Below are 16176 nucleotides of genomic sequence, written 5' to 3'. Positions count from 1 at the left end.
GCCACGTCAATTCCTAGGCGTGGCGGCCTCGGATGCCAAACAGATGAACACTTCGGGCCGGCATTGCCGCCGGCCCGAAACCGCGTCGCGCTTACTCCGCCGCCTCGTACCCGGCGATGCCCTTGATCTCGAGGAAATCCTCGAGCCCGTATTCGGCATATTCGCGGCCATTGCCCGACTGCTTGTAGCCGCCGAAGGGCAGGCCGGCGTCCCAGATCGGGTAGTTGATGTAGACATTGCCCGAGCGCATGCGCGCCGCCACGTCGCGGGCCTTCTGGATGTCCTTGGCCTGGATGTAGGAGGCAAGGCCGTAGACCGTGTCGTTGGCCTGCTCGACCGCCTGTTCGACCGTGTCGTAGGGCAGGATCGCCAGCACCGGCCCGAAGATTTCTTCGCGTGCGATGCGCATGTCGTGGGTGACGTCGGCGAACACGGTCGGCCTGATGTAATAGCCGCGGTTGAGTTCGGCGGGGCGGCCGGGGCCGCCGGCGACCAGCGTCGCACCCTCGTCGATGCCGGCCTGGATCAGGTCCTGGATCTTGTCGAACTGGATCTGGCTGACGACCGGGCCAAGCTTGGTGTTGGCGCCGTCGGCCGGGCCGACCACGAACTTTTCCGCTGCCACCTTGGCGTAGCCGGCAGCCTCGTCCTGACGCTCGCGCGGCACGAACATGCGGGTGGGCGCGTTGCAGGACTGGCCGCTATTGCTGAAGCAGCCGGCGACGCCCTTGGAGACGGCGGTGGCGAGGTCAACATCCGGGAACATGATGTTGGCCGACTTGCCGCCCAGTTCCTGATGCACGCGCTTGACCGTGTCGGCGGCGGCCTTGGCCACCAGGATGCCGGCGCGGGTCGAACCGGTGAACGACATCATGTCGATGTCGGGATGGCTGGACAGCGCCTGGCCGACATCAGGGCCGTCGCCATTGACGAGGTTGACGACGCCCTTCGGCACACCGGCCTCGTCGATGATCTCAGCGAAGATGATGGCATCGAGCGGCGCGATTTCTGACGGCTTCAGCACCATGGTGCAGCCAGCGGCAAGTGCCGGACCGACCTTGCAGGTGATCTGGTTCAGCGGCCAGTTCCACGGCGTGATCAGGCCGACGACGCCGATCGGCTCCTTGACGATCAGCGATGAACCCTTGACGTGGCGAAACTGGAAAGTCTTCAGCACTTCCGCCATCTTCTGCAGATGAGCCAACCCGACGCCGACTTGGCTGTCGAGCGCCATCTGGCGCGGTGCGCCCATTTCGCGCGATACGGCGAGCGCAAGATCAGCACTGCGCTTCTTGTAGACTTCGATGACGCGGTTCAGGATGTCGAGGCGCTCTTCCACCGAGGTGAAACCAAATGTGTTGAAGGCGCGCTTGGCGGCAGCCACAGCCTTGTCGACATCGGCCTTGGAGCCGAGCGAGATCTGCGCGAAAACATCCTCGTTCGAGGGATCGATGACATCGAGCGTGTTGGGCACAACAGGATCGACCCACGCGCCATCGATATAGAACTGCAGATTGTGTGACATGGTTCTCTCCTTGGGGGCGCCGTGTGGCCGTTCCGGCCGTGATATCTGGCTAGAGATAACGATGCACAAACCGCCCTGTCAAACGCAACCCCCGAACTGGTTGAGCCAGCGCGCCAGTGATTGAGCCAGACACGTTGGGCCAGCGAACCCAGCCGTTTTCGATGGCATGGAACGAATTACAGCAGTGTGTGTCCCGCCTGACCCAGCAGCGTTCTCGCCGCTTCCTGATCCGCCGCTTTCACCAGCAGATGATCGCCGTCGAAGGTGGACACCAGGAAGATGCCCAGCCCGTTTTCCGACAGCGGCTGGATGACCGACAGCACGATGCCGGTTTCGTCGAAAGCAAAGGGCCCCTGCAATTTGAAGGCGATCCAGTCGCCATCGTGCTTGACCGTGCCCGGAACGCGATCCTGCAGGCATGTGATCGAAAGCTCGTCGTCGGTCCTGGTGATGCTGACGAAGCCCGGCCCGTCCGCCCAGCCGGGAATGCTGTCGCCCGCTCCGAGCCGCGAAATCGCGTACGACCCACGAAGTTGCTTCAATTTGACCCTGGCGGCCATTGTCGAACCCCCTCCTCAGATTGCCGGTGATCCCGTGAGCCTCTTGCTCATATAGACCGTCGTACCACTCATGAACGGCTCCTCCCGGTCGATCGTATAGCCTTGCCTCTTGTACAGCGACACATTGGCGGCGAAAGCACCATTGGTCAGCAGGCGCAGCTCGGGGCGACCGGCTTCGAGCGCCTTGCGTTCGGCCCGCTCCAGCAACAGCCGGCCGATGCCCCTGCCCTGCGCCTGTGGCGCCACGCAGACATTCTCGATCCAGAGATGGTCGTCGGCCAGCATGGTTTCAATCATCCCTACAATGCGGCCGTCCGCGACAGCGAGCTCGAACGGATGCTCGGCAACGGCTTTCTCGTAGTCGGCGCGCATCGGCAGCGGCTCACGGCCGATCACCGGCACCCATTTGCCATAGGCGGCGCGCACGATGTCCCTGATCGCGGCAGCATCAGCAGGCTCGGCCGGCCGAAACCGGATGGAAGTATTTGTCATCACAAGGCTCCAAAATGAAAACCCCGCCGGCGTTGTCGCGGGCGGGGCTGGAAACGAACGAACCGGATCTATCCTGCCGGGTTTTGTCGTCGCGCATTCAGCCTGCCGCTCCGCTTCATGCGGCGGCGTCGCTGGGTGTTGGTGGGCGCGAGGGCGAACATGGCGCCAAGCTGGCGCAGGAAGCGCGGCGCGTCAAGATTTCGGCATTGGCCCAGGGCTTCGTCGCCCACTTACCGGCCATGCAGCGATTCTATGAAATTTCGATCTTGAAAATCGCCCGCTTGATCTCGGAGCTATAAGGTCAGTCGTCTTTCACAAAACCAATGGCCTTGCGGATGCCCGACCCGACACACGCTCATTGCTTCGAACCTGGCACCAATACGAACCTGGCGCCGCTCGTGCTGCTCCATGGCTCCGGCGGCAACGAATTGGAGCTGCTGCCCTTGGCCGGCGAACTGGCGCCTGAGGCGGCGAGGCTCGGCATCCGCGGCACGGTTGCAATCGACGGCGGGCATGCCTTCTTCCATCGTTTTCCAGATCGGCGGGTGGACGAAGCGGATATTGCCGCCAGGGCGCCTGGGCTGGCGGAATTCATCGAAGCGGTCTGCGGCCGCTACGGCTTGAACGGACGGCCCATAGCCATCGGCTTTTCCAACGGTGCGATCATGGCGGCAGCCCTGCTGCTGACCCATCCCGGCCTGTTGGCGGGAGCGGTGCTGTTTCGCCCCCTCTCCCCGTTCACCGGCGACCTCCCGAGCCGCCTGGACGGAACGCCCGCGCTGATCCTTGACGGAGACAGCGACAGCCGCAGATCGCCCGGCGATGGCCTGCGACTGGCTGAGCGGCTGGTCCGTGCCGGGGCGTCGGTGACCCATCATGTGCTGCCGGTCGGCCACTCGATAACCGCCGAGGACAAGCGAATTGCCGGCGAGTGGCTTCAGGCGATTATGGCGCCGGAAGCTTAACGCTTCCGCCAGGCGGCCTAATACTCCTGCGCCGTCGGCCGAAACAGCATCTCGTTGATGTCGACCTCGTCGGGCTGACTCATGGCGGACACCACCGTCCCGGCGCGCCGGGATCGCCACCCGGTCATAGAGCGCGCGCGCCCTCGGCGACATCGGGCTCTTTCCGCCTCAGCGATCGATCCGTGCCGCCTGTTGCGGGGAGTAGCGCTCGCCCTGCACGGCAATCGCCGAGACCGCGTTCTCGATGTCGGCAAGATCGTCCGTAGTCAGCGTAACAGTGGCCGATCCGATGTTCTCCTCAAGGCGATTGAGCTTCGTCGTGCCCGGGATCGGAACGATCCACGGCTTCCGCGCCAGCAGCCAGGCGAGCGCCACCTGCGCCGGGGTCACCTTCTTCTGCGCCGCGATCGCGACGATTGCATCGACCAGCGCCTGGTTGGCCTTGCGCGCCTCCTCCGCGAAACGCGGCACGGTGTTGCGGAAGTCGCTGCTGTCGAACGTCGTGCTGGCATCGATGGCGCCGGTCAGAAAACCCTTGCCCAGCGGGCTGAAGGGCACAAAGCCGATCCCCAGTTCCTCAAGCACCGGCAGGATCGGCTCCTCGGGTTCACGCCACCACAGCGAATATTCGCTCTGAAGTGCTGCGACCGGCTGCACCGCATGGGCGCGACGGATGGTGCGCACGCCGGCTTCGGAAAGGCCGAAATGCTTGACCTTGCCTTGGCTGATCAAGTCCTTCACCACGCCCGCCACCTCTTCGATCGGCACGACGGGGTCGACGCGGTGCTGGTAGAGAAGATCGATGCGGTCGGTCCTCAGCCGCTTGAGCGAGGCCTCGACGACGTCGCGAATCTGCTGCGGCCGGCTGTCCATGCCGTCATGTCCGGCTGTACCGGCGATGTCGATGCCGAATTTGGTGGCGATCACCACCTGGTCGCGGATTGGCTGCAGCGCCTCGCCGACGACCTCCTCGTTCGTGAACGGTCCATAGACCTCCGCCGTGTCGAAGAAGGTGATACCGCGCTCAAACGCGGCGCGGATCAGGCGGACGGCATCCGGCGTCTCCATCGGCTTCCCGTAGGAATGGCTGATCCCCATGCAGCCAAGGCCGATGGCCGAGACTTCGAGGCCGCTTGTTCCAAGTGTGCGCTTTTGCATCTCAATTCTCCTTCGGTGTAATCCGCACCGTGGCGGCGCGGGCGCGCGCCGCAATCATCGGCGCGAGATAGGGGCTGGCTGCGTATTTGGCCCTGTAGGCGTCATCGATGCGGTCGTTGATGGCTCTCTCGACCGCCTCGAAGCTGACATCCCTGGTCACGCCGGCGGCAGCGATGCGGCCGGCCTTCTGCTTGATCGCTGCCTGATACCAGCGCGATTGCAAGCCGTTGTAGCCGCGCACATAAAGCGCGCCATCGGCAACGACCGGCCAGATCCAGGTCGGCGTGCCCAAGGTCACCCCGTCATCGCGCAAAGGCGAAATATGCAGATCGTCGCTTGCCGCGATCCTTGCGAGTTCGTCCTTCGACCACGGCATTTCGCTACCCCTTCTTCTCGGCGTCGGCCTGCTCGAAAACCTTGCGGGCAATGCCAATGGCGGTGCTGGCCGCCGGCCATCCGGCATAGAAGGCGAGATGGGTGATGGTTTCGATGAGTTCGTCGCGGGTGACGCCATTGTCGAGCGCCCGCTTCATGTGGAAAGGCATCTCGTTGACCCGGTAGTTCGAGATCAGGCTGGTGACGGTGACGAGGCTGCGGTCGCGCGGCGACAGGCCGGGGCGCTTCCAGACATCGCCGAACAGCACCTCATCGGTGTATTTGCCGAGCGCGGGCGCGATATCGGAGAATGGGCTTTTGGGGGCGTCTGCCATAAGAGCTTCCTTCGTTGAGGGATGTATCAGGAGATGGAGCCGGGAACCGCCGCGTCAAACCTCGTATTGTTCGTCGCTGACCTTCTCCATCCAGTCGACGACCTTGCCGTCGAGCGCTTCGGCAATGGCAAGGTGGCTCATCGCCGTGGTCGGCGCCGCGCCATGCCAGTGCTTTTCGCCGGGCGCGAACCAGACGATGTCGCCGGGCGGATCGGCTCGACCGGTCCACCTTCCCGCTGCACCAGGCCAGCGCCCGAGAGCACGATCAGCGCCTGGCCGAGCGGATGGGTGTGCCAGGCGGTGCGCGCTCCGGGCTCGAAGGTCACCGTAGCACCACCGACACGGGCAGGCTCTGTGCCCTTGAACGGCGCGTCGATGCGCACCGTGCCGGTGAAATAATCGGCGGGACCCTTTGCCGAAGGCTGCGAACCGCTGCGCTTGATATCCATGGTCTTGTTCCTTCTCGATACAAGCAGGCGATGGCCGACAATGTTCAGCCACCAATCTCAGGCCGGCGATTGTGATGGGCCTTATCTAGCGCCTGCTATTGGCTGCGATTAGGTGCTATATCCGGCATGTACTTATGAGGAGAGCTCATCAATGCCGCGAGACAATCTGAACGAGCTGACCGCCTTCCTCGCGGTTGCGCGCGAAAAAAGCTTCACCAGGGCGGCGGCACAACTCGGCGTCTCGCAATCGGCGCTCAGCCACACGGTGCGCGTGCTGGAGGAGCGGCTGGGCGTGCGGCTGCTCACCCGCACCACGCGCAGCGTTTCACCCACCGAAGCCGGCGAGCGGCTGGTGCGCTCTGTCGGGCCGAGGCTCGACGAGATCGAAGCCGAACTCGCCGCGCTCAGCGCCTTGCGTGAAAAGCCCGCCGGCACCATCCGCATCACCGCCGGCGAACACGCCGCCGACGCGGTGCTGTGGCCGGCGATCGCGCGGCTGTTGCCGGACTATGCCGACATCAAGGTCGAGATCATCGTCGACTACGGCCTCACCGACATCGTCGCCGAGCGCTATGACGCCGGCGTGCGGCTTGGCGAACAGGTGGCGCATGACATGATCGCGGTGCGCATCGGCCCCGACATGCGCATGGCGGTGGTCGGCGCGCCGGCCTATTTCGCCAGGCGGCCGAAGCCCCGCGTGCCGCAGGACCTGACCACGCACAATTGCATCAACCTGCGCCTGCCGACTTATGGCGGGCTCTATGCCTGGGAATTCGAAAAGGCCGGACGCGAGCTGAAAGTACGCGTCGAGGGCCAGTTGACCTTCAACACGGCGGGGCTGCGCATGAATGCGGTGCTGGCCGGCCTCGGCCTCGCCTATCTGCCCGAGGACCAGGTGAAGGCGCAGCTGGCTGACGGCCGGCTGGTGCGGGTGCTGGCCGACTGGTGCGCGCCCTTCCCCGGCTACCACCTCTACTACCCCAGCCGCCGCCAGGCGACGCCGGCCTTCTCGCCGCTGGTCGATGCGCTGCGCTATCGCGGTTGATCCATCTGGACTGCGCCCACAGTCGTTCTATCTTTGCGACGAGCTGACCTCTTCCAAGCACTGGAGGCATCGCCGTGACCGTGACCGACCTCTATCGAGGTTACATCGACTGCCTCAACAATCGGGATTGGGCGCGGCTGCATCGCTTCGTCCATGACGAGGTGCACTACAACAGTGAGCGGGTCGGGCTGTCGGGTTACCGCGAAATGCTGGAGCGGGATTTTCGCGAAATCCCGGATCTCTATTTCGACGTCCAGCTGCTGATCTCCGAGCCGCCCTTCATCGCCAGCCGCATCCAGTTCCACTGCACGCCGAGGGGGACTTTCTTCGACCTTCCCATCAATGGCCGGAAAGTCTCGTTCAGCGAGAATGTCTTCTATGAATTTCTGAACGACAGGATCAGGAACGTCTGGTCGGTCATCGACAAGGCGGCCATAGAGACGCAGCTCTGACGGGATGTCGCAGCGCCTATGCAAAGGCCACGTAAATCATACCGGCTGTGAGGGCGATCGCTTCGCTTTTTGAATTGCTATTCCGCAGACGTTTGCGCCGCCCCTCGCCCGTACACCATGCAGCCTGGCTCCGTGGCCATGGCTCATCCCGGGGCATTTCGATGGTTCCTGATGGCGGCGAACATCAAGGTCAGATTGGGCTTCTCGCAATCTGTGATGAATAAAACTCCGGGTGCCGGGTCGTTTTGAACAATGGCAACTGGAAACTTGTTGTGCGGGCTTGGGCCTAAAAATGCCGAGCGACGAAAGCGTCGATCGGTCCTGTTAGTAAATCTGCTTCCTGCCTGATTTTCTCGTCGTCCCAATCCCACCAGCGGATAGCCAGCATTTTGGCGATGGTCTCCTCGGGAAAACGGAAGCGGATGATCTTGGCGGGGTTGCCTCCGACAATGGCATATGGCGGCACGTCTTTTGTTACCGTCGCCTGCGCACCCACAACGGCGCCATGGCCAACGGTTACACCGGGCAGGAGAAGAGCTCTCCTGCCCACCCAGACATCGTTGCCGATCTTAATGCCGCCCTTTCCGGGGCGATCCCAAGGCGAAGTTCCGCCCATCATGTTCGAATGGACATAAGACGATGTAGCGCAGTCAGTCGGATGGTTGCCGCTACACAGGAAGATGACATCTTCAGCGATTGAGCAGAAGGAGCCGAGCTCAAATGGTGTCTCTGGGCCGCAACCGGCAATCTTGCTGCCGTCGTCGATGCCATAAGTCCAGCGGCCTAACTTGGCGCTCTTTGAGATCGGACGGCGTCTGTTGCGCCACCACATGGACAGTTTTGACATCGCGTGCCCCGTCTTCAACTCTCTGAGTAGATAACATGAGCCCGATAATTCGGTCTACACAACGGTAATCGTGGATCGCGTCGGCGGTGCTTTTCTTTTCCCCAACCTGAATCAACCAAGGCGTACCTTCCCCAGCGCGAGCGTATTTCTATTGGCCGACACAACCTTTGACCAAACGCCGCCAAATCCATCGCTTACCGGCAATGGAAATGTACCGATCGACTCCCCTATAGGAAATGGCAACTACATCACGGGACGAACGACCATCGCGGCACAGCCGATCGTGGGTGCGCACCCTATGTTCTCGTCGCGCCGATTTCCTATTGTTGTAGCCGGAATGGTCCTTCACTACGATCGTTCGAAAAAATCGATCATTCAAACCAGAACAATTCGTTGGAAAGATCGGTTCAGGAATGGCATTCTCCAGAGGTACTTTCCTGGAGAATTGCATTGTCTTCCGCCACTCACATCGCGAACGATGTTCCGAAAAGCCTTATCCCGGTCGAACTGGCCGCAGGCCGCAAGCGGCTCGATTCGGTGTGGAACGGCGTCATTCCCGGCATCGTGCTGGTGGCGATGATCACGGCCGCCGCCTTCTCGGCCCACAATGTCTCCGGTTTTGCCTTGTTCAGCCCGATGATCCTGGCCGTCGTCGCCGGCATGGTCTATTCCAACGTGCTCGGCACGCCCGCTCATGCCAAGGCCGGCATCGCCTTCTCGCAAAAACGCCTGCTGCGCTTCGCCATCGTGCTGCTCGGCTTCCAGCTGACGCTCGGCCAGGTCGTCTCGATCGGCGCCGGCGGCGTCGGCATCGTGGCGGCGACGCTTGGCGCCACCTTCCTCTTCACCGTCACGCTCGGCCGGCTGATCGGCGTCGACCGTAAGCTGGCGCAGCTGATTGCCGCCGGCACCTCGATCTGCGGCGCCTCGGCCATCGTCGCCACCAACATCGTCACCGATGCGCGCGACGAGGACGTCACCTATGCCGTCGCCTCGATCACTCTGTTCGGCACCGTCGCCATGCTCGGTTTCCCGCTGCTGGCGCCGCTGCTTGGCCTCGACCAGCACGCTTTCGGCCTGTGGGCCGGCGCCTCCATCCACGAGGTGGCGCAGGTCATCGGCGCCGGTTTCCAGAACGGAACCCAGTCCGGCGAGATCGCCACTGTGGCCAAGCTGACGCGCGTTGCCATGCTGGCGCCGATGGTCATCGCGCTTGGCCTGATGGCCCGCCGCAAGATAAGCAGCGACCAGTCGGCAGCGCGCCCGCCCATGCCGTGGTTCGTTGCCGCCTTCATCGCCGTCGTGGCGCTGAACAGCCTGGTCACCGTGCCGGCCGAAGTAAAGTCGGCGATGGCGCTCGCCACCACCATCATGCTGACCATGGGTCTCGCCGCCATGGGCCTGCAGGCCGACATCTCGCAGCTGCGTTCGCGCGGCCTGCGCCCGCTGGCACTGGCCTTCTGCGCCTTCCTGTTCATCGGCTGTTTCAGCCTGATGCTGGTGAAGTTCGCCTAAGGCTCAAAGGCAGCGCTCCCCGACAACGCCGTTCTGCGCCGAGCGGTTCTCAATCACGATTTTGCACGTCCTCGATCGTGATTGAGGTCGCGGGCCCCGGTCCGATGCACTGATATCTCCGCGTCAACACAGCAACCGGACTGCCAGCCAATCCAAAACGCTGAAGCCTGCGGGCTCACCAGGGCTGGGTGTTCGGCAACGGAGATAGCAATGAAGTCCTGGACCACGCTCTGCACCATTCTTGTTTCAATAATGCTGATGCAACACCCGGCCAACGCCGGCGACGACGTTGGCGTTCGTCACTTTCCCGCTCCTTCAGGAGAGCGCGGCATCGATCTCGACGTCACGGTCTGGTATCCGGCGCAGCCGGGCGGCGAACCGGTCAACCTTGGCGACAGCAAGCTTTTCGTCGGCACCTCAGCCATGCGCGAGGCGCGGATATCAGGTGGAAAATTTCCGCTGATCCTGCTGTCACATGGCGCCGGCCTGGCGGGAAACCCACCGGCGCTGAGCTGGATTGCGACGCCGCTGGCCAGGCAGGGTTTCGTCGTCGCCGCTCCCACCCATCCCGGAAATACCGGCCCCAACAAATCCGCCGCCGAGACGATGAAACTCTGGCTGCGCCCCGCCGACCTCACGGCGACGCTGGACGCGATCGGCAAGGATGCCTTCTTCGGCGATCACCTCGAACAAGGCAAAGTCGGCGTTCTCGGCCTTTCCATGGGCGGCAACACGGCACTGGCGATTGCCGGCGCCCGCGTCGACCCGAAACTGCTGGTGGCCTATTGCGATACCGACCGGCTCAACGCATCGCTTTGCCAGTGGATCAGGCAAAGCGGCGTTGACCTCCACGCAATGGATCTGCAGCCCGCCGGCCGCGACAACAGCGACCAGCGCATCCGCTTTGCCATGGCGATCGATCCCGCGCCGGTCGATGTCTTCGACATCAAGAGCTTCGCCGGCATCGAGATCCCGGTCGCCATCGTCAATCTTGGGCAGCCCGGAAAGATTCCTGCAACCGCCGACGCCTCCGGCATCGCAAAAGCGATTGCAAAGGCGAGCTACGCGACGATCGAGGATGCCAGCCACTACAGCATGTTCGGCGCGTGCAAACCCGGTGCAGTGGACATCATCGCGTCCGAAGAGATCGGTGATCCCCTGTGCAACGACGGGGGTGGCCGATCGCGCGGGGAGATTCATGCGCAGCTGATTGATATGGCGGCTGCAGCGTTCACGCGCGCACTGAAGACCGGTCCCTAGGCCGATCTAACAGGGCATGCGATGCGTTACTTCCTTGCGCCAGCACAAGGACGGGCCAAACGCTTCTGCTAGGGTTTCAGCGACGATGAGAGCCGTGAAGGAGAGGCCCTTGCAGATCGATCCGAACATGTCCGTGGACGACGTCATGAGAAAATGGCCGGCAAGCATTGCCGTGCTGATCCGGCACGGAATGCACTGCGTGGGCTGTCACATCGCCCCCTTCCATTCAATTGCCGAGGCCTGCCAGGACCATCGAATTGACGAAGGGGAATTCCTGAAAGGTCTTGAAAGCGCCGTAGCCCGCGGCCCGGTCAGCCGCTTGGATGCTCCGCCAGCATCACCAGGCGATGCGCGTCGGTGATGGTGACACGCTGGCGGCCGCTGACGATGATGCCGCGTTCCTCCCAGGCGCTCAGCAGCCTGCTCACCGTATGCAAGGTCGTTCCCGTCATCTCGGCGATATCCTGGCGAGAGATCGGGAAATCGATTTCGATACCCGCATCGGTCTTGCGCCCCGTCTGCTTCACCAGCCGTAGAAGCGCATTGGCCACGCGTTGCTCGACCTGCTCGGTGGCCAGTTCCATGACCCGCGCCTGCGTGTCCTGAAGCCTTGCGCCGACCGTCTTGAATGTTCCCGCGGCAAGAACGGGAAAACGGGACGACAAATCCGGCCATACGGCATTCGGCCAGGCCAGAACCACGCAGTCGACCGCGGCAATCGCCGTCGCCGGATAGGTCAGCCTGCCGAGTGCGGCGGCGACGCCGAAGATCTCGCCTTCACTGATATAGCGGGCGATGACCTGGCGACCATCGGGCGTGGCCCGCACGACGCGAATGTGTCCTGCCAAAAGCACGTAGAACGAATGCGCCTCGGCCTCTTGCTCGAAGACCGGCGATTCCTTGGCAAAACGCGCGGACCGAGCATCCCTCAGAATGCTGTCCAGATCCGCGGGGCTCAGTCCCTCGAACAGCGAAAGCCGCGCGATGATCGACCGGTCAAGCGGCAAACTCGGATCCTCGCTGCCCATGGCTCCCCGACGGCGCCGGCTGCCAGTCTATATTTCGCGCACCAGTTTGCGCCAGCGCAAATCGCCTGTCCGCATCGTCGGCTACGAAGCTGCAGCGGTTGAAGCCGTGATGTACCCAAGAAAGGACTTCCCCATGAAATTTCACCTGATCGTCGCAGCCGCAGCCCTGCTCGCTCTCGCAGGCGTCGCAAACGCCGAAGAGCACGTTGTCCAGATGCTGACCAAGGGCGAGAAAGGATCCATGGTCTTCCAGCCCGATTTCATCAAGGCGGCTCCCGGCGATACGATCAAGTTTGTGCCGGGCGACAAGACCCACAATGTCGAAACCATCAAGGGAATGCTCCCCGACGGCGCCCAGGAGATCAAAGGTAAGATGGGCGAAACCACAATCGTCACCATGACGCAGGAAGGCGTCTACGGCGTGAAATGCAATCCGCATTACGGGATGGGCATGGTCGCGCTGATCGTGGTCGGCAAGCCCGTGAACCTCGACGCGGCCCAGGCCGTCAAGCAGGTCGGCAAGGCCAAGACCGTATTCCCCGCGCTGTTTGCCCAGGTGACGAAGGCAAACTGATCCAGGCCCCTACCAGAACTGGAAGATTTGTGGGAGTGGGGTGGCTTCGGCACCGCCACTCCCACGCCGCGTTTTTATCCCCCATCGCCCGGAGCCATGCGGGGATCGCTGCGCTCGCCATTCTCAGGCAGCGGCCGCTTTCTCGAACGAGCGTTGTGGGATCCGCCAGAAGCGCCAACTCAAGGCAAATTGAATTTCAAGTTTGCGCCAGCGCAAAGAAGTCCTCGACGAAAGGCTTACTCTCCAAACATCGAATGGTTCAAAAAAGGAGCGGGAAATGCTTACGAGACGCGAAGCCTTGTTGGGGTCTGTTCTTGCGACGGCAGCCGTCGCGACGGTCGGCCTGATGCCGGCAATGGCCAGCGCCAAGGAGGTCGCCGGGCTGCCGCGGGAAAAGGTGACATTGGTCGCGCCGCCATTCGTCCATGCCCACGACCAGGTGGCCAAGACCGGTCCCAAGGTCGTCGAATTCACGATGACCATCGAAGAGAAGCCGATGGTGATCGACGCCGACGGCACCCAGCTCAACGCGATGACCTACAATGGCTCTATTCCGGGTCCTCTGATGGTCGTGCATGAAGGTGACTATGTCGAGCTCACGCTGATCAACCCCGACACCAACACGCTTGCCCACAACATCGACTTCCATGCCGCAACAGGCGGGCTTGGCGGCGGTGCGCTGACCCTGATCAATCCAGGCGAGCAGACCACGCTTCGCTTCAAGGCGACGCGCTCGGGAACATTCGTCTACCACTGCGCTCCCGGCGGCCCGATGATCCCCTGGCATGTCGTTTCGGGCATGAACGGATCCATCATGGTGTTGCCGCGCGATGGGCTCAAGGACGACAAGGGCAAGCCGGTCCGCTATGACCACATCTACTATATCGGCGAAAGCGACTTCTACATCCCGCGCGACGAGCAGGGCAAATTCAAGAAGTACGATTCGGCCGGCGACAATTACGACGACACGGTGAAGGTGATGCGTGGGCTGATCCCGACCCATGTCGTGTTCAATGGCAAGGCGGGGTCGCTGACCGGCGAAAAGGCCATGAAGGCCAAGGTTGGCGAGACTGTCCTGATCGTCCATTCGCAGGCCAATCGCGACACCCGGCCTCATCTGATCGGCGGCCATGGCGACTATGTCTGGGAACAGGGCAAGTTCGCGAACCCGCCGGCAAAAGACCTGGAAACCTGGTTCATTCGCGGTGGTTCGGCCGGCTCCGCCCTCTACACATTCCTGCAGCCCGGGGTCTACGCTTACGTCAACCACAATTTGATCGAGGCGGTGGAACTCGGTGCGACAGCGCATTTCACCGTCGACGGAAGCTGGAACGACGACCTGATGATGCAGGTCGAAGCTCCAAGGGCGATTACGTCTTAGTCGCCCGGCTCTAATCCTAAAGATCGACGCGGCCTTGCTGGGAGTCTGGCAAGGCCCGGCGTACACGGGAAAACCGCCATGCCCTTTAATCCCATCATAGCTCTCGGAGGGCTGGCAGCCGCCGCGCTGTTTACGCTAGGCACGACCGGCACGGTCGACTGGCTGTCCGCGCCTGACCAGGAGTCCCTGGCACGCTCCGAGCTGGTGACCCTTTCGCCGGGATCGTTCGCCCATCCGCTGCCCGGCGAATTCCTAAGGCAGAACCATCCCGTCAGTGCTCCTGTGGTCCGGGCAACGCTGCAAGCTCCCTTCGAGATCATGAAATACCAGGTGAGCGCTTCGGAATACCGGCGTTGCGTAGTGGCCGGCGCCTGCAAGCCAGCCGATGGCCGCGGTAGCGGCAATGTTCCCGTTACCGGCGTGAGCCATATCGACGCCGAGGCATACGCGGACTGGCTCTCGGCCGAGAGCGGATTTGCATGGCGCCTGCCGACGGACATCGAATGGGCCTATGCCGCGGGGGAACGCTTTCGCGGCGACATCGAGGGTGGCGACACCGACCCGAACAACCCGGCGCTGCGCTGGCTCGTCCAATATCGCACCGAGGCTTCGCTAGGACGGGAACCTGACCCGCAGCCGAGGCTCAGGGGTGGATTTGGACCCAATTCCAAAGGGGTGGCAGACATTGCCGGCAATGTCTGGGAGTGGACCTCGACCTGCTACGTCCACGCGACGGAAGCCGCCGACGGCACGAGCATTGCGAGTTCGATCGACAATTGCGGCGTCCATGCCGTGGAAGGTTTTCACCGCACTTACATGTCGAACTTCATCCGGGACGGGAAAAGTGGCGGTTGCGCTGTCGGCACGCCGCCCGACAATCTGGGATTCCGCCTTATCCGTGACCGGCCCAACGTCCTGCAGACCGCGCTTCGGTGGTTAAGGTTTTCCTGATTCCCAGCAACAAGAGCATGTGCAATGACAATGAAATCATCCGTGGCCGCGCATGCGCGCCCGGTCGCGGAACAACCTCTAAACCAGACCGGCGTCGATCGGGCATCGATCGGCGGACTCGTTCGCGAATTCTATGCCCGGCTCCGCAAGAACGAGCGTCTTGGACCGATCTTCGCGCGCGAGATCACCGGCGACTGGGAACCGCATCTTGAGAAGATGACCGACTTCTGGTGCTCGGTCGTTCTCAAGACGGGTGACTATCACGGACGTCCGGTGCCGGCGCACCTGAAACTCAAGGATGTAACCGAAGCGGATTTCGACATCTGGCTGGCCATGTTCAGCCAGACCGCGGCGGAACTCTTTGCCCCGGAAGTCGCGTCGGTCTTCGTCGATCGCGCCGAACGGATCGCGGCGAGCCTGAAGCTGGCGATGTTCTTCCGAATTGCGCATCGTGCCTAGATCGCGAGTTCGAACAGAAGGACCGCTCAATCCTCGAACGAGCTCGACGCGGCGTAGATCGCCGCCAGCCTCTCGATGCCGGCCTGGTCGGCCTTGTCGAAGCGGCCGGGCAGCGGGCTGTCGAGATCGAGCACGCCGAAGACGCCTTCGTCGTCTTCCAGCAGCACCACCAGCTCCGAGCGCGAATCGGCGTCGCAGGCGATGTGGCCGGGGAAATCGTGCACGTCCTTGATCAGCATCGAGGTGCCGAGTTCGACCGCCGTTCCGCAGACGCCCTTGCCGACGGCGATGCGCACGCAGGCCGGCTTGCCCTGGAAGGGTCCCAGCACCAGTTCCTCGTCCGAGGCGAGGAAATAGAAGCCGACCCAGTTGAGGTCGGGCACCATCTGGAGGATCAGCGCCGCGGTGTTGGCGGCATTGGCGATCGAGTCGCCCTCGCCTTCGAGCAGCGCTTTCAACTGGGTGGCGAGGTCGCGGTAGAATGCCCCCTTGTCTGATGTATCGATGGCCTTGGCCGCGAACATGGCTTGTCTCCGAACTGAGAATCGCGGTTCCGTTTCCGCAAGCTGCATCAAACGACCACGGTACGACACTATCGTGAATTCCATCCCCGGCGAAAGCCGCAAGATCAGCATCGCCGCAATCATCGCCGATGCGTCGGGCAGGTTTCTGCTGGTGCGCAAACGCGGCACCAGCGCCTTCGAGGAGATGATCTGGCTCGATCCCGGCTCAGCCCACGCCATCCAACTCGCGCCGCTGACGCGCGATGTGGTGCTGGGGCTGAGCAGGACTTAGCGACAAGCCG

At 62.7% G+C, this 16176-nt stretch carries 21 protein-coding genes and 1 pseudogene; 12 read left to right on the top strand and 10 right to left on the bottom strand.

Going from position 1 to position 16176, the window contains the following annotated elements; translation table 11 throughout:
- Positions 1–91: 91 nt before the first annotated feature.
- From HGP13_RS14015 to HGP13_RS14005, 3 genes are all read right to left on the bottom strand, one after another.
- On the bottom strand, positions 92–1525 hold the full coding sequence (locus HGP13_RS14015) for an aldehyde dehydrogenase family protein (RefSeq protein WP_172226153.1): 1434 nt from the start codon (positions 1523–1525) through the stop codon (positions 92–94).
- 176 nt (positions 1526–1701) lie between these two features.
- On the bottom strand, positions 1702–2085 hold the full coding sequence (locus HGP13_RS14010) for an ACT domain-containing protein (RefSeq protein ID WP_172226150.1): 384 nt from the start codon (positions 2083–2085) through the stop codon (positions 1702–1704).
- Between the two features lie 15 nt (positions 2086–2100).
- Positions 2101–2580 carry a GNAT family N-acetyltransferase gene (locus tag HGP13_RS14005; protein WP_172226147.1) on the bottom strand — a complete coding sequence of 160 codons (480 nt, stop codon included), beginning with the start codon at positions 2578–2580 and terminating at the stop codon, positions 2101–2103.
- 11 nt (positions 2581–2591) lie between these two features.
- Here HGP13_RS14005 and HGP13_RS14000 point away from each other — a divergent pair, with 11 nt between their 5' ends.
- Positions 2592–2876, top strand: a complete 285-nt coding sequence (locus HGP13_RS14000) for a hypothetical protein (protein WP_172226144.1) — start codon at positions 2592–2594, stop codon at positions 2874–2876.
- Positions 2877–3020: 144 nt separating this feature from the next.
- Positions 3021–3542, top strand: coding sequence for a hypothetical protein (locus HGP13_RS13995; RefSeq protein WP_246707367.1), 522 nt, complete (start codon positions 3021–3023; stop codon positions 3540–3542).
- 168 nt (positions 3543–3710) lie between these two features.
- Here HGP13_RS13995 and HGP13_RS13985 read toward each other — a convergent pair whose 3' ends face one another.
- From HGP13_RS13985 to HGP13_RS13970, 4 genes and pseudogenes are all read right to left on the bottom strand, one after another.
- Positions 3711–4700: an aldo/keto reductase gene (locus HGP13_RS13985; RefSeq protein WP_172226138.1), complete on the bottom strand. Its 990-nt coding sequence runs from the start codon at positions 4698–4700 to the stop codon at positions 3711–3713.
- A 1-nt stretch (position 4701) separates the two neighbouring features.
- Complete coding sequence (locus tag HGP13_RS13980; RefSeq protein ID WP_172226135.1) at positions 4702–5076, bottom strand: DUF2255 family protein; 375 nt, start codon at positions 5074–5076, stop codon at positions 4702–4704.
- 4 nt (positions 5077–5080) lie between these two features.
- On the bottom strand, positions 5081–5410 hold the full coding sequence (locus HGP13_RS13975) for a carboxymuconolactone decarboxylase family protein (protein ID WP_172226132.1): 330 nt from the start codon (positions 5408–5410) through the stop codon (positions 5081–5083).
- Positions 5411–5464: 54 nt separating this feature from the next.
- Positions 5465–5859, bottom strand: a pseudogene (locus tag HGP13_RS13970) (cupin domain-containing protein).
- Between the two features lie 151 nt (positions 5860–6010).
- Between HGP13_RS13970 and HGP13_RS13965 the strand changes: the two are divergent.
- Entirely contained in the window at positions 6011–6904 is an 894-nt protein-coding gene (locus HGP13_RS13965; protein WP_172226129.1) for a LysR family transcriptional regulator, read from the top strand.
- 74 nt (positions 6905–6978) lie between these two features.
- Positions 6979–7356 (top strand): ester cyclase, encoded by a 378-nt coding sequence (locus tag HGP13_RS13960; protein WP_172226126.1) that lies wholly within the window; start codon positions 6979–6981, stop codon positions 7354–7356.
- Between the two features lie 286 nt (positions 7357–7642).
- On the opposite strand, the gene HGP13_RS13955 is transcribed toward HGP13_RS13960, so the two are convergent.
- Positions 7643–8203 carry a CatB-related O-acetyltransferase gene (locus HGP13_RS13955; protein WP_246707366.1) on the bottom strand — a complete coding sequence of 187 codons (561 nt, stop codon included), beginning with the start codon at positions 8201–8203 and terminating at the stop codon, positions 7643–7645.
- A 450-nt stretch (positions 8204–8653) separates the two neighbouring features.
- Here HGP13_RS13955 and HGP13_RS13950 point away from each other — a divergent pair, with 450 nt between their 5' ends.
- The 3 genes from HGP13_RS13950 to HGP13_RS13940 all read left to right on the top strand — a co-directional run bounded on the left by HGP13_RS13950 (position 8654) and on the right by HGP13_RS13940 (position 11339).
- Positions 8654–9718, top strand: coding sequence for a YeiH family protein (locus HGP13_RS13950; RefSeq protein WP_172226123.1), 1065 nt, complete (start codon positions 8654–8656; stop codon positions 9716–9718).
- Between the two features lie 210 nt (positions 9719–9928).
- On the top strand, positions 9929–10978 hold the full coding sequence (locus tag HGP13_RS13945; RefSeq protein ID WP_172226120.1) for an alpha/beta fold hydrolase: 1050 nt from the start codon (positions 9929–9931) through the stop codon (positions 10976–10978).
- Positions 10979–11087: 109 nt separating this feature from the next.
- Entirely contained in the window at positions 11088–11339 is a 252-nt protein-coding gene (locus tag HGP13_RS13940; protein ID WP_246707365.1) for a DUF1858 domain-containing protein, read from the top strand.
- Here the strand turns inward: HGP13_RS13940 and HGP13_RS13935 are convergent.
- Positions 11290–11985 (bottom strand): Crp/Fnr family transcriptional regulator, encoded by a 696-nt coding sequence (locus HGP13_RS13935; protein ID WP_246707364.1) that lies wholly within the window; start codon positions 11983–11985, stop codon positions 11290–11292. The genes HGP13_RS13940 and HGP13_RS13935 overlap by 50 nt on opposite strands.
- A 154-nt stretch (positions 11986–12139) precedes the next feature.
- Here HGP13_RS13935 and HGP13_RS13930 point away from each other — a divergent pair, with 154 nt between their 5' ends.
- From HGP13_RS13930 to HGP13_RS13915, 4 genes are all read left to right on the top strand, one after another.
- Positions 12140–12580 (top strand): pseudoazurin, encoded by a 441-nt coding sequence (locus HGP13_RS13930; protein ID WP_172234699.1) that lies wholly within the window; start codon positions 12140–12142, stop codon positions 12578–12580.
- 277 nt (positions 12581–12857) lie between these two features.
- The gene (gene nirK / locus HGP13_RS13925; RefSeq protein WP_172226111.1) at positions 12858–13961 is read left to right on the top strand and encodes a copper-containing nitrite reductase; all 1104 of its coding nucleotides are present in this window, start codon (positions 12858–12860) and stop codon (positions 13959–13961) included.
- 78 nt (positions 13962–14039) lie between these two features.
- On the top strand, positions 14040–14912 hold the full coding sequence (locus HGP13_RS13920) for an SUMF1/EgtB/PvdO family nonheme iron enzyme (RefSeq protein WP_172226108.1): 873 nt from the start codon (positions 14040–14042) through the stop codon (positions 14910–14912).
- Between the two features lie 24 nt (positions 14913–14936).
- Positions 14937–15371 (top strand): group III truncated hemoglobin, encoded by a 435-nt coding sequence (locus HGP13_RS13915; protein ID WP_172226105.1) that lies wholly within the window; start codon positions 14937–14939, stop codon positions 15369–15371.
- A gap of 26 nt (positions 15372–15397) precedes the next feature.
- On the opposite strand, the gene HGP13_RS13910 is transcribed toward HGP13_RS13915, so the two are convergent.
- Positions 15398–15895: a GAF domain-containing protein gene (locus HGP13_RS13910; protein ID WP_172226102.1), complete on the bottom strand. Its 498-nt coding sequence runs from the start codon at positions 15893–15895 to the stop codon at positions 15398–15400.
- A gap of 73 nt (positions 15896–15968) precedes the next feature.
- Between HGP13_RS13910 and HGP13_RS13905 the strand changes: the two genes are divergently transcribed.
- Complete coding sequence (locus HGP13_RS13905) at positions 15969–16166, top strand: hypothetical protein (protein ID WP_172226099.1); 198 nt, start codon at positions 15969–15971, stop codon at positions 16164–16166.
- The last annotated feature ends 10 nt before the right edge of the window (positions 16167–16176 follow it).

Source organism: Mesorhizobium sp. NZP2077 (assembly GCF_013170805.1).
Taxonomy (GTDB): domain Bacteria; phylum Pseudomonadota; class Alphaproteobacteria; order Rhizobiales; family Rhizobiaceae; genus Mesorhizobium.
The sequence above is the reverse complement of the archived record's forward strand: the minus strand, read 5'-3'. Positions and strand labels throughout refer to the sequence as shown.